At 64.8% G+C, this 11,773-nt stretch carries 12 protein-coding genes; 5 read left to right on the forward strand and 7 right to left on the reverse strand.

Going from position 1 to position 11,773, the window contains the following annotated elements; translation table 11 throughout:
• Positions 1 to 158: 158 nt before the first annotated feature.
• On the reverse strand, positions 159 to 860 hold the full coding sequence (locus EAV90_RS26330; RefSeq protein ID WP_162500533.1) for an RluA family pseudouridine synthase: 702 nt from the start codon (positions 858 to 860) through the stop codon (positions 159 to 161).
• A gap of 58 nt (positions 861 to 918) precedes the next feature.
• On the opposite strand from EAV90_RS26330, the gene ftsY reads away from it, so the two are divergent.
• Together ftsY and EAV90_RS26340 are read left to right on the forward strand one after the other, a co-directional pair.
• A complete protein-coding gene (gene ftsY / locus EAV90_RS26335; protein ID WP_129145076.1) occupies positions 919 to 1,863 on the forward strand; it encodes a signal recognition particle-docking protein FtsY in 945 nt (314 codons plus the stop codon).
• A 122-nt stretch (positions 1,864 to 1,985) separates the two neighbouring features.
• Positions 1,986 to 2,588, forward strand: a complete 603-nt coding sequence (locus EAV90_RS26340; protein WP_122400389.1) for a septation protein A — start codon at positions 1,986 to 1,988, stop codon at positions 2,586 to 2,588.
• 136 nt (positions 2,589 to 2,724) lie between these two features.
• Here EAV90_RS26340 and EAV90_RS26345 read toward each other — a convergent pair whose 3' ends face one another.
• The 5 genes from EAV90_RS26345 to ccmA form a co-directional block, all read right to left on the reverse strand.
• Positions 2,725 to 3,318 (reverse strand): DsbE family thiol:disulfide interchange protein, encoded by a 594-nt coding sequence (locus tag EAV90_RS26345; RefSeq protein WP_129145077.1) that lies wholly within the window; start codon positions 3,316 to 3,318, stop codon positions 2,725 to 2,727.
• Positions 3,315 to 3,500 (reverse strand): heme exporter protein CcmD, encoded by a 186-nt coding sequence (gene ccmD / locus EAV90_RS26350; protein ID WP_122400391.1) that lies wholly within the window; start codon positions 3,498 to 3,500, stop codon positions 3,315 to 3,317. The genes EAV90_RS26345 and ccmD overlap by 4 nt, the downstream gene beginning before the upstream one ends.
• Positions 3,497 to 4,282: a heme ABC transporter permease gene (locus EAV90_RS26355; protein ID WP_122400392.1), complete on the reverse strand. Its 786-nt coding sequence runs from the start codon at positions 4,280 to 4,282 to the stop codon at positions 3,497 to 3,499. The genes ccmD and EAV90_RS26355 overlap by 4 nt, the downstream gene beginning before the upstream one ends.
• Positions 4,283 to 4,358: 76 nt before the next feature.
• Positions 4,359 to 5,027, reverse strand: coding sequence for a heme exporter protein CcmB (gene ccmB, locus EAV90_RS26360; RefSeq protein WP_129145078.1), 669 nt, complete (start codon positions 5,025 to 5,027; stop codon positions 4,359 to 4,361).
• Positions 5,028 to 5,286: 259 nt separating this feature from the next.
• Positions 5,287 to 5,889 carry a heme ABC exporter ATP-binding protein CcmA gene (ccmA, locus tag EAV90_RS26365; protein ID WP_129145084.1) on the reverse strand — a complete coding sequence of 201 codons (603 nt, stop codon included), beginning with the start codon at positions 5,887 to 5,889 and terminating at the stop codon, positions 5,287 to 5,289.
• 241 nt (positions 5,890 to 6,130) lie between these two features.
• On the opposite strand from ccmA, the gene acnA reads away from it, so the two are divergent.
• The 3 genes from acnA (at position 6,131) to EAV90_RS26380 (ending at position 10,804) form a co-directional block, all read left to right on the forward strand.
• On the forward strand, positions 6,131 to 8,851 hold the full coding sequence (acnA, locus tag EAV90_RS26370; RefSeq protein WP_122400394.1) for an aconitate hydratase AcnA: 2,721 nt from the start codon (positions 6,131 to 6,133) through the stop codon (positions 8,849 to 8,851).
• Positions 8,852 to 9,079: 228 nt separating this feature from the next.
• Complete coding sequence (locus EAV90_RS26375) at positions 9,080 to 9,856, forward strand: DUF1223 domain-containing protein (protein ID WP_129145079.1); 777 nt, start codon at positions 9,080 to 9,082, stop codon at positions 9,854 to 9,856.
• A gap of 579 nt (positions 9,857 to 10,435) precedes the next feature.
• Positions 10,436 to 10,804: a DUF2794 domain-containing protein gene (locus tag EAV90_RS26380; protein ID WP_129145080.1), complete on the forward strand. Its 369-nt coding sequence runs from the start codon at positions 10,436 to 10,438 to the stop codon at positions 10,802 to 10,804.
• A gap of 145 nt (positions 10,805 to 10,949) precedes the next feature.
• Here the strand turns inward: EAV90_RS26380 and EAV90_RS26385 are convergent, their stop codons facing one another.
• Entirely contained in the window at positions 10,950 to 11,480 is a 531-nt protein-coding gene (locus tag EAV90_RS26385; RefSeq protein ID WP_129145081.1) for a GNAT family N-acetyltransferase, read from the reverse strand.
• Between the last annotated feature and the right edge of the window lie 293 nt (positions 11,481 to 11,773).

Here is an 11,773-nt window from a genome sequence, read left to right on the forward strand (position 1 = left end):
GCGAGCACTGAACGTTTCGTAAACCATGGTGATCCTCATCCTGAGGAGCCCGCGAAAGCGGGCGTCTCGAAGGATAGAGGCCGAGGTCTGGCAGCGGGGCTTCATGATTCGAGACGGCCGCTGCGCGGCCTCCTCACCATGAGGGTCAGGCAGTTGGGTTACTCCCCATTCCACCCGCAGGCCCTGAGCTTCTCATGCATATGCGGCGGGGCCGGCGCCACCACGCGGATCGGTTCCTTGTTCCGGGAGATCGGCACCACGATCTCGCGGGAATGCAGATGCAGGCGCGGCTCGCCGAAGCGCGGGCCGTTGCCGTAAATGTTATCGCCGAAGATCGGCCAGCCCGTCGCGGCCGAATGCACCCGCAATTGATGGGTCCGGCCGGTGACGGGTTCCATGGCGAGCCAGGTGAAACCGTCGCCGCGGCCCATCACCCTCCAATTGGTGATCGCCTTCTGCCCTTCCGGATCCGGCTTCTGCCACCAGCCGCGTTCGGCATTGAGCCGGCCGAGCGGCATGTCGATCGTGCCCTCATCTTCGGCAGGGCCGCCCTCGACCACCGTCCAGTAGGTCTTGCCGATCTTGCCGTGCTTGAACAGCAGGCCGAGCGAGGCGGTTGCCTTGCGGTGGCGGCCGAGCACGAGGCACCCCGAGGTGTCCTTGTCCAGCCGGTGGGCCAGCACCGGCGGCCGCGGCAGACCGAAACGGAGCGCGTCGAAGCAGGCTTCCAGGTTCGGCCCGCCCTTGGGGCCGCGATGCACCGGCAGGCCGGCCGGCTTGTCGATCACCAGCATCAAGCCGTCGCGATGAAGCACGCGCGCCAGGATTTCGTCTGATGTCAATTCGGGAACATCGAGCAAGGACAACGACTTTCGGTCAAGACTTTCGTTTGCAGGCCGGAACGGCTAACACGCCATCATGAACGATACCACCTCCGACACCCCAAAACTGAGCTGGTGGCGCCGCCTGTCCAACGGGCTCAAGCGCACCTCGTCCTCGCTCGGGACCGCGGTCGCCGACCTCGTCACCAAGCGCAAGCTCGACCGCGCCATGCTCGACGACATCGAGGACGTGCTGCTGCGCGCCGACCTCGGCACACAGGTCGCGGTGCGCATTGCCGACGCCGTCGGCGCGGGGCGCTACGACAAGGCAATCTCGGCGGACGAGGTCAAGGACGTCGTTGCGACCGAGGTCGAGAAGGTGCTCGCGCCGGTCGCGAAACCGCTCGAGATCGACACGGCCAAGAAGCCGTTCGTCATCCTCGTCGTCGGCGTCAACGGCTCCGGCAAGACCACCACGATCGGAAAGCTCTCGCAGAAATTCGCATCCGAAGGCCGCAAGGTGATGCTGGCCGCCGGCGATACGTTTCGCGCCGCCGCGATCGAGCAGCTCAAGGTCTGGGGCGAGCGGACGAAGACGCCGGTCATCGCGGCCGCACAAGGCTCGGATTCGGCAAGCCTTGCCTTCAACGCGCTGACCGCGGCGAAGGAGCAGAACATCGACGTGCTCCTGATCGACACCGCCGGCCGCCTGCAGAACAAGGCCGAGCTGATGAACGAGCTTGAGAAGGTCGTGCGTGTCATCCGCAAGGTCGATGATACCGCGCCGCATGCGGTGCTGCTGGTGTTAGATGCCACCGTCGGCCAGAACGCGCTGTCGCAGGTCGAGGCCTTCCATCGCACCGCCGGGGTCACCGGCCTCGTGATGACCAAGCTCGACGGCACGGCGCGCGGCGGCATCCTGGTGGCGCTCGCCGAGAAGTTCAAGCTGCCGGTGCACTTCATCGGCGTCGGCGAGGGCGTCGAGGATCTCGCGCCGTTCACCGCGCGCGACTTCGCCCGCGCCATCGCCGGAATCGAATAGCCTCATCCTTCGAGACGCCGCTTGCGCGGCTCCTCAGGATGAGATCGTGCCACATAAGAGGTCCTCATCCTGAGGAGACCGCGAAGCGGTCGTCTCGAAGGATGGGAGAGACGGAAGAGAGAATGGACAAGACCCAGCCGCATCCGCTGTTCAAGCTTGCGACCGAGCTCGGTCCGCTGCTCGTGTTCTTCTTCGTCAATGCGAAGTTCAATCTGTTCGCCGCGACCGGCGCTTTCATGGTTGCGATCGTGGCGGCGATGGCCGCCTCCTACGTGGTGACGCGCCACATCCCGATCATGGCGATCGTGACCGGCGTTATCGTGCTGGTGTTCGGCACGCTGACGCTGGTGCTGCACGACGAGACCTTCATCAAGGTCAAGCCGACCATCATCTACGGCCTGTTCGCCGTGATCCTCGGCGGCGGCCTGCTGTTCGGCCGCTCCTTCATCGCCGTGATGTTCGACCAGATGTTCAACCTGACGCCGCAGGGCTGGCGTATCCTCACGCTGCGCTGGGCGCTGTTCTTCGCCGGCCTGGCCGTGCTGAACGAGATCATCTGGCGCACCCAGAGCACGGATTTCTGGGTGAACTTCAAGGTGTTTGGCGTGACCACGCTGACCATGATCTTCGCCATCGCCCAGATGCCGCTGACCAAGCGCTACGGGATCGCGCCGGCATCGCTGGAAGCAAGCGAGGCGGAAGCGGGGGATGTCAGGAAGGGGTAGGGCGAAGCGTCGCTCCACATATCGCTGTCATGCCCGGGCTTGAGCGGGGCATCCAGTACGCTGCGGCCTCTTCGTATCCGACTGGCGTCCGATCAAGTCGGCGATGACAGTTGAGTATGCGGCGCGAGCGCGGCGATCAGCTCCCCGCCTTCAACGCCTTCTCCAGCTGCGGCATCAACACCGTCCGCAAATTGTCCGGCGTGATCGGGCCGACCAGCTTGTAGGCGATGGTGCCCTCGCGGCTGACGACGAACGTTTCTGGCACGCCATAGACGCCCCATTCGATCGAGGCGCGGCCGTTGGCATCGACGCCGACGCGGCCGAACGGGTTGCCGTAGCGGCCGAGGAAGCGCCGCGCGTTGTCGGAGGCGTCCTTGTAGTTGATGCCGACCAGTTGGAAGCGCTTGTCCTTGGCGAGCTCGGTCAGGAGCGGCGCCTCGTCATGGCACGGCACGCACCAGGACGCCCAGACATTGACCAGGGTGACCTTGCCTTTGAAGGCGGCGGGATCGAGCCCCGGCACCGGCGCATTGTCGGCCTGCAAGCCCTCGAGCGGCGGCAGCATCGTCTGCGGCGCCGGCCGGCCGATCAGCGCCGAAGGAATTCGCGAGGGATCGCCGCTGCCGAGCCGGAACCAGAACAGCAGCGCGAGGCCGAGGAAGGCAATCAGCGGCAGTGCCATCAGGAAGGTGCGCCGCTGCGGTGACGCGGAGCTCGACCGGTCGTTCATCGCCGCTCCGTCGCGCTGCGGCCTGACCGGCGGGTGATGCCGCGCTCCTCCAGCTCGCGCAAGCGCTGCGTCTGGCTGCGATAATCGAGCATGACCCACCCGATGAGGATCACGATCACGAGTGCGGCAGCCGCGTAAGACGCCACAATGAAAGACGCGTAAGGACCGAGCGACATGATCACGCCGCCCCTTTTGACGCGTTTTCTTGATGTGAGCCGGTGCCCAACTCGCTCGAGAACGCGACGCGGCTCGCCTGCATCATCTGCAGCGAGCGGACGCGGCGGCGCAGGATCTCGTTGCGCATTGCCGCCAAATGCAGCGTGACGAACAGCAGCGTGAAGGCGATCGCCATCACGAGCAGCGGGATCAGGAAGGATTTGTCGAGCGTCGAGCCGCCCATGCGCATCACCGAGGCCGGCTGGTGCAGCGTGTTCCACCAGTCGACCGAGAACTTGATGATGGGCAGGTTGATCGCGCCGACCAGCGTCAGCACCGCGGCGGCGCGCGCCGCACGCGAGGGATCGTCGACCGCACGCCACAGCGCCATCAGGCCGAGATACATCAGGAACAGGATCAGAACGGAGGTCAGCCGCGCATCCCATTCCCAATAGGTGCCCCACATCGGCCGGCCCCACAGCGAGCCGGTGAGCAGAGCGAGGAAAGTGAAGCTGGCGCCGATCGGAGCAGCCGCTTTCGCGGCGACGTCGGCGAGCGGATGCCGCCACACCAGCGTGCCCAGCGAGGCAATGCTCATCACGCCCCAGACGAACATCGACAGCCAGGCATTGGGCACGTGAATGAACATGATCTTGACGGTCGCGCCCTGCTGATAGTCGTCCGGCGCGTATGCGGATTGATAGAGGCCGATGGCGAGCAGGATGACGGTCGCAGCCGCGAGCCAGGGCAACACCCGCGCCGTCAGCGCGAGGAACCGGGTGGGGTTGGCGAGGTCGATCAGCGTCATGGTATCGTGATAGTCACCGGGGGCCGCTCAGGCAATCAGCACGAAAGTCCGTCGCGAAAGTTGATCGGGGTCAAGGTCAGTCCAGTCCATGCCGCAGGCTCGCCGCCGCCGCGAACGGGCCGATCACGAAGCTGACCAGCGAGAGCGCGCATAGAATCGAGAACGGCGCGCCGAAGGTCATCGGGCCGACGATCACCGCCTGCGAGGCCGCCACCCCGAAGATCAGCACGGGAATCGACAACGGCAGCACGAGAACGGCCATCAGCAATCCGCCACGGTGCAGCGTCACCGCCAGCGCCGCACCGATCATGCCAGTGAAGGTCAGGGCCGGGGTTCCCGCAAGCAGCGTCAGCGCCACCGCACCGGTCGCGACCATGTCGAGGTTGAGCAAAAGGCCGAGCAGCGGGGTTGCGACGATCAGCGGCAGGCCGGCGGCCAGCCAATGCGCCAGCGCCTTGGCGGCGCAGGCGAGCTCCAACGGCATCCGGCCCATCGTGATCAGGTCGAGCGAGCCGTCCTCGTGGTCGGCCATGAACAGCCGGTCCAGGGTCAGCAGGCTCGCCAGGAGCGCGCCGAGCCACAGGATCGCCGGTCCCAGCCGCGACAGCAGCGCCAGATCCGGCCCCACCGCGAACGGCATCAGCACCACCACGGTCAGGAAGAACAGCACCCCGATCAGCGCCCCGCCGCCGACGCGAAGCGCGATCCTGATGTCCCGGAGGATCAGGGCGGACAGGGCGGTCATGGGGTGCTCCCATTGTGCCCTAGGGGCGGTGCGCTCCCTCCCCCGCGTGCGGGGGAGGGCCGGGGAGAGGGTTTCTCGACAACGAAGATTCCCCCAGAGGAGAGAACGCCCATCCGGCGCCATAGCCGATGCAAAGCATCGGCGTTTTTGAGGGACGGCGGCCAAGGGCCGCCTATGCCGGCCTCTCCCGCAAGCGGGAGCGGCGAGGGAGCGGAGAGGGCGGCGCCAGGCCGCTTGGAAAGCTGAGGGTGCATCGGAATCACGCCGTATCCCCGATCCGCAGCTCGCGCGATTCGATCCCGAGCGGCGCGTGGGTGGCGGCGACGATCATGCCGCCGCGCGACAGGTGCTCACGCATCAGGCCGCCGAACATATCCTGGCCGGCCACATCCAGCGCCGTGGTCGGCTCGTCCAGGAGCCAGACCGGGCGGCGCACGGTCAGCAGCCGGGCCAGCGAGAGCCTGCGGCGCTGGCCGGCGGAGAGGAAGGCTGCGGGCAAATGGGTGGCATGGTCGAGGCCGACTTTGGCGAGGCTCTCGGCCGCCTCAAAACGCTCGCCGCCGAGAAAATCAGCCCAAAATGCCAGATTTTCCTCAACGCTCAGCGCCGGCTTCAGGGCATCGCGATGGCCGAGATAGTGGCACTGCTCCGCCAAGGTCAGCTCGCCAACGCCTCCGTCCAGCGCGATCGTCCCGCCGGCGGGAACCAGCAGGCCCGCGATCAGCCGCAGCAGCGAGGTCTTGCCCGATCCGTTGCGACCCATCACCGCCAGGGCTTCGCCCGAAACGGCCGCGAAATCGAGGCCGGCGAACACCTCGCGGCCGCCCCGCACGCATCTGAGCCCATGACCTGCCAGCCGCATCTCGCCTCGCTTCAACCAGCTCACAGCCAGGCCTCAGGAAATCTTGGGGTAGCGCATGGGAATTTTTGGCTCAGCGGTTGCTGCGGCACGATTGTGGCTGTGGCGGTGCGGTTAGAAAGCTTCTATAAGCCCGGAACTAGTTGATGCAGCAACTCAACCTGCCCCTGCAAGCGGCCCAGCCTGATACGCTGACGGTGTTAAAATACCCTGCCGGGTATAACTAACAATTGGGATCTCCTACATGACCTCGCTCGACAGCTTCAAATGCAAAAAGACCCTCAAGGTCGGCGCCAAGACCTATGTCTATTACAGCCTGCCCACAGCCGAGAAGAATGGTCTGAAGGGAATTTCGAAGCTTCCCTATTCGATGAAGGTCCTGCTCGAGAATCTGCTGCGCAACGAGGACGGCCGCTCGGTCAAGAAGGAAGACATCGTCGCGGTGTCGAAATGGCTGCGCAAGAAGTCGCTGGAGCATGAGATCGCCTTCCGCCCGGCGCGCGTCCTGATGCAGGACTTCACCGGCGTGCCCGCGGTGGTCGACCTCGCCGCGATGCGCAACGCGATGCAGAAGCTCGGCGGCGAGCCTGAGAAGATCAATCCGCTGGTGCCGGTCGACCTCGTCATCGACCACTCCGTGATCGTGAACTTCTTCGGTGACAACAAGGCCTTCGGCAAGAACGTCGTCGAGGAATACAAGCAGAACCAGGAGCGCTACGAGTTCCTGAAGTGGGGTCAGAAGGCGTTCTCGAACTTCTCCGTAGTGCCGCCCGGCACCGGCATCTGCCACCAGGTCAACCTCGAATATCTGGCCCAGACGGTCTGGACCAAGAAGGAGAAGATGACGGTCGGCAAGAAGACCGGCACCTTCGAGGTCGCCTATCCCGATTCGCTGGTCGGCACCGACTCCCACACCACCATGGTCAACGGTCTCGCCGTGCTCGGCTGGGGCGTCGGCGGCATCGAGGCGGAAGCCTGCATGCTCGGCCAGCCGCTGTCGATGCTGCTGCCCAACGTCGTCGGCTTCAAGCTGAAGGGCGCGCTGAAGGAAGGCGTCACTGCGACCGATCTGGTGCTGACCGTGACGCAGATGCTGCGCAAGCTCGGCGTGGTCGGCAAGTTCGTCGAGTTCTTCGGCCCCGGCCTCGACCACCTCTCGGTCGCCGACAAGGCGACCATCGCCAACATGGCGCCCGAATACGGCGCGACCTGCGGCTTCTTCCCGGTCGACGCCGCCGCGCTCGACTACCTCAAGACCTCCGGCCGTGCCTCGGCCCGCGTCGCGCTGGTGCAGGCCTATGCCAAGGCGCAGGGCCTGTTCCGCACCGCCAAGTCGCCCGATCCGGTGTTCACGGAGTTGCTGACACTGGACCTCGGCGACGTCGTGCCGTCGATGGCCGGCCCGAAGCGTCCCGAAGGCCGCATCGCGCTGCCTTCGGTGGCCGAAGGCTTCTCGCTCGCGCTCGCCAGCGAGTACAAGAAGGCCGAGGAGCCGGCGAAGCGTTTCCCGGTCGAAGGCAAGGACTTCGATCTCGGCCATGGCGACGTCGTGATCGCGGCGATCACCTCCTGCACCAACACCTCGAATCCCAGCGTGTTGATCGGTGCGGGCCTGCTCGCGCGTAACGCGGCGGCCAAGGGCCTGAAAGCGAAGCCGTGGGTGAAGACCTCGCTCGCCCCGGGCAGCCAGGTCGTGGCCGAGTATCTCGCCAATTCCGGCCTCCAGAAGGATCTCGACAAGGTCGGCTTCAACCTGGTCGGCTTCGGCTGCACCACCTGCATCGGCAATTCCGGTCCGCTGCCGGAGGAGATCTCGAAGTCGATCAACGACAACGGCATCGTCGCCGCTGCCGTGCTCTCCGGTAACCGCAACTTCGAAGGCCGCGTCTCGCCGGACGTGCAGGCGAACTATCTGGCCTCGCCGCCGCTGGTCGTTGCGCACGCGCTCGCCGGCAGCGTCACCAAGAACCTCGCCACCGAGCCGCTCGGCGAGGGCAAGGACGGCAAGCCGGTGTACCTGAAGGACATCTGGCCGACGGCCAAGGAGATCAACGCCTTCATGAAGAAGTTCGTGACCGCGTCGATCTTCAAGAAGAAGTATGCCGACGTGTTCAAGGGCGATACCAACTGGCGCAAGATCAAGACGGTCGAGAGCGAGACCTATCGCTGGAACATGTCTTCGACCTATGTGCAGAACCCGCCTTACTTCGAAGGCATGAAGAAGGAGCCGGAGCCGGTCACCGACATCGTCGAGGCGCGCATCCTCGCCATGTTCGGCGACAAGATCACCACCGACCACATCTCGCCGGCCGGTTCGATCAAGCTCACCTCGCCCGCCGGCAAATATCTCAGCGAGCATCAGGTGCGCCCCGCCGATTTCAATCAGTACGGCACGCGTCGCGGCAACCACGAAGTGATGATGCGCGGCACCTTCGCCAACATCCGCATCAAGAACTTCATGCTCAAGGGCGCGGATGGAAACATCCCTGAGGGCGGTCTGACCAAGCACTGGCCCGACGGCGAGCAGATGTCGATCTACGACGCCGCGATGAAGTACCAGGAAGAGAAGGTGCCGCTGGTGGTGTTCGCCGGCGCCGAATACGGCAACGGCTCCTCGCGCGACTGGGCCGCCAAGGGTACGCGCCTGCTCGGCGTTCGCGCCGTGATCTGCCAGAGCTTCGAGCGTATCCATCGCTCCAACCTGGTCGGCATGGGCGTGCTGCCGCTGACCTTCGAGGAGGGCACCTCCTGGCAGTCGCTCGGCCTCAAGGGCGACGAGAAGGTGACGATCCGCGGCCTGCAAGGCGACCTCAGGCCGCGTCAGAAGCTGACCGCGGAGATCGTCTCCGGCGACGGTTCGTTGCAGCGCGTTTCGCTGCTCTGCCGCATCGATACGCTGGACGAGCTCGACTACTACCGCAACGGCGGCATCCTGCACTACGTGCTGCGCAAGCTCGCGGCGTAAGCGCGGATTTGTGAACGATGGCTCACTGCGAAGTGAGTAGAAGCCCTGACGAAGGCGGCCTATCAAAAGGCCGCCTTCACGCGTTTGCGGTACGCTTCAGATGGGCCCGCCCGGCGGAAAACCTCCCTTGGACGGTTGCTTGGACGAATGTGCCGCGCCCCGTAAGACTACGGTGACCATCAGGCGATAAGATTTCCCTCTCACGAGCAATGGTGTGCGGCGTTCGACATGACGACAATGACGGCTACTCATCCGATTTCCCGCTGGTCTGGTGCCCTCTGGTCGGGAGCTCTCGGCATCTGTGCGATCATCGCCGTCATACGCCCCGCCGAGGCTGATCCCCGCGCCGTTGTCGAATTATTTACCTCGCAGGGCTGTTCGTCCTGTCCGCCCGCCGACCAGATCATCGGCGATCTCTCCAAGGATCCCTCGGTCATCGCGCTGAGCATGCCGATCGATTATTGGGACTATCTCGGCTGGAAGGACACGCTGGCGGATTCGCGCTTCTCTGCGCGGCAACGTGCCTATTCGCGCATGCGCGGCGACCGCGAAGTCTACACACCGCAAGTCGTCGTCAACGGCTCCACGCATGTGATCGGCAGCGACCGCGCGGGCATCGAGAGTGCGATCGGCAAGACCGACAAGGGCGCCGGCGTGATGAGCGTGCCGGTGACGATGTCACTCTCGGGCAAGCAGATCAACGTCTCGGTGGACGCAAGCAAGGAGCCGACGGTCTCGCGCGGCGAAGTCTGGATCTGCTCGATCGCCAAGTCGGTGCCGATCGCGATCACCCGCGGCGAGAATCGCGGACAGCAGGTCACCTATCACAACGTGGTGCGCAACCTGCTCAAGGTCGGCGACTGGACCGGGGGTCCGGAAAGCTGGACGGTGCCGATCGAGAACCTCACGCGCGACGGCGTCGACGGCGCGGTGGTGTACGTCCAGGACGGCAGTCGTGAGAAGCCGGGCCCGATGCTGGGCGCGGCGTACACGTCGCTGCATTGATTCGTTTCTATCGCTACGTTCGCTCCCACTCCTCATGGTGAGGAGCGCACCCTTGCGCGCGTCTCGAACCATGCAAGGCCCCCGCTGATGCAGCTCGGCCTTGCATCCTTCGAGACGCTGCGCGAAGGCGCGGCCCTTGGGATGAGGGGAGGGAATCTTCGCGCGGATGTTCGGAGAGAGGGGGCGCCGGAAACATCCCGACACAAACCAAAAAGGACCAACTTGCGTTGGCCCTCCTTGCCGTGCGTACAGACCCGATCCTGTTCGACCCCGGGGGGCTGGGGGCTGAGGAATCCGGAACCGAAAGGACCGGGTCAACGCACGCGATTCTTTTCGCATTGCAGGGCGGCAGGCGCTTGGCGGAAAAGCGGCGAGACTAAGATTCTTGAGCACGATCCCGTGACGGTTTGCCGCGACAGAGTTCCACCAGTGCGTGCGTCCCGATCCCCGTCCAATTCGATCGGTTGAACCCCTTGCGGTGCGGAACGGTTGGCGCGATCATGCGATTGTCATGAACGCGGTTCCGGGGACGGTTTTCGCGGATGCGGTTCATTGCAGTGCGATGAGGAGGCGCTTCCCATGAGCCTGATCTCGGAGGATGCCGATCCGAGCGAGCAGCGCGCGGCGGCGCGCTCCGCCGCGAATGCGCAGCCGAACCGGGTGACGTTCAACCGGCTCGAGCTGCATCGTATTCTCAATCTCTATGGCCGCATGGTCGCCGACGGCGAGTGGCGCGACTACGCCATCGACTTCCTGAAGGACCGCGCGGTGTTCTCGGTCTATCGCCGCGCCTCGGAAGTCCCGATCTATCGCATCGAGAAGGATCCGCGGCTCGCGCGCAAGCAGGGCATGTACAGCGTGATCTCGGCGACGGGCCTGATCCTGCGCCGCGGCCACGAACTCGAGCGCGTGCTGCTGGTGATCGATCGCAAGCTGGCCTTGGTGTGACGACCGTTGGTCGTCATTCCCGGGCGCGACGAAGTCGCGAACTCCGGCGCGCCGTTGCGCGCCTGAGAATCTCGAGCTTGTCCACAACCTCTGGATTTCCGGGTTCGCGCTGACGCGCGCCCCGGAATGACTGTGCAGTGCGGAACTAATTCCCCGGCACGCTCCTCGCCCCCTCGCCGAGATCGCGCTGCATCATCACCGTGTCCAGCCAGCGGCCGAATTTCAGCCCGACATTGGGATGCGTGCCGATCATCTTGAAGCCGGCCCTGGTGTGCACGCCGATCGATCCGGCATTGGCGGAATCGCCGATCACCGCGATCATCTGGCGGAAGCCGCGCGCCTCGCTTTCGGCGATCAGCCGTTCCAGCAGCAGAGTGCCGACACCGCGGCGGTGGAAGGAGGGATCGAGATAGATCGAGTTCTCCACCGTAAAACGATAGGCCGGCCGCGGGCGGTAGGCGCCGGCATAGGCGTAGCCGGCCACGCGCCCGTCCAGCATGGCGACGAAATAGGGATAGCCGCCCTCGATCAGCGCACGATAGCGGCGCGTCATCTCGGCAAGATCGGGCGGCTCCAGCTCGAACGTCGCGGTGCCCTCGCGGACGGCCTGTTGGTAGATGGCGGTAATGGCGGGAAGGTCGGCCTCGGTGGTGGGCCTGATTTCAGGTGCGGACATGGGGGCTGAGATTAGAGCCTTCCTGCGACTGCTGGAAGGGGGCAACGCTGCTTCCCCGCCGTCATTGCGAACGCAGCGAAGCAAATCCAGAAATGCATCCGCGGAGGCACTCTGAATTGCTTCGTCGCATCAGCGCAAAATCGCTACGCAATTTTGTCGCGAGCTCCTCGCAATTGTCGATGTTCAATAATTCGCTGATTGGATCGCGGTGGTCTTGGAAGCGGCGAAAGCCTTGGGAGTTTGTCCTGCCAAGGCCTGATGGGGTCTGTGGTTGTTGTAGTAGACGAGGTACT

This window comes from Bradyrhizobium vignae, assembly GCF_004114425.1.
Lineage (GTDB): Bacteria > Pseudomonadota > Alphaproteobacteria > Rhizobiales > Xanthobacteraceae > Bradyrhizobium > Bradyrhizobium vignae.

Bases quoted from the DNA above. Each gene is read 5' to 3' on its own strand.
- ccmA (WP_129145084.1), bottom strand. From the start codon at position 5,889: ATGCGGCTGGCAGGTCATGGGCTCAGATGCGTGCGGGGCGGCCGCGAG.
- EAV90_RS26355 (WP_122400392.1), bottom strand. From the start codon at position 4,282: ATGACGCTGATCGACCTCGCCAACCCCACCCGGTTCCTCGCGCTGACG.
- ccmB (WP_129145078.1), bottom strand. From the start codon at position 5,027: ATGACCGCCCTGTCCGCCCTGATCCTCCGGGACATCAGGATCGCGCTT.
- EAV90_RS26385 (WP_129145081.1), bottom strand. From the start codon at position 11,480: ATGTCCGCACCTGAAATCAGGCCCACCACCGAGGCCGACCTTCCCGCC.
- EAV90_RS26380 (WP_129145080.1), top strand. From the start codon at position 10,436: ATGAGCCTGATCTCGGAGGATGCCGATCCGAGCGAGCAGCGCGCGGCG.
- EAV90_RS26375 (WP_129145079.1), top strand. From the start codon at position 9,080: ATGACGACAATGACGGCTACTCATCCGATTTCCCGCTGGTCTGGTGCC.
- acnA (WP_122400394.1), top strand. From the start codon at position 6,131: ATGACCTCGCTCGACAGCTTCAAATGCAAAAAGACCCTCAAGGTCGGC.
- ftsY (WP_129145076.1), top strand. From the start codon at position 919: ATGAACGATACCACCTCCGACACCCCAAAACTGAGCTGGTGGCGCCGC.
- EAV90_RS26345 (WP_129145077.1), bottom strand. From the start codon at position 3,318: ATGAACGACCGGTCGAGCTCCGCGTCACCGCAGCGGCGCACCTTCCTG.
- EAV90_RS26340 (WP_122400389.1), top strand. From the start codon at position 1,986: ATGGACAAGACCCAGCCGCATCCGCTGTTCAAGCTTGCGACCGAGCTC.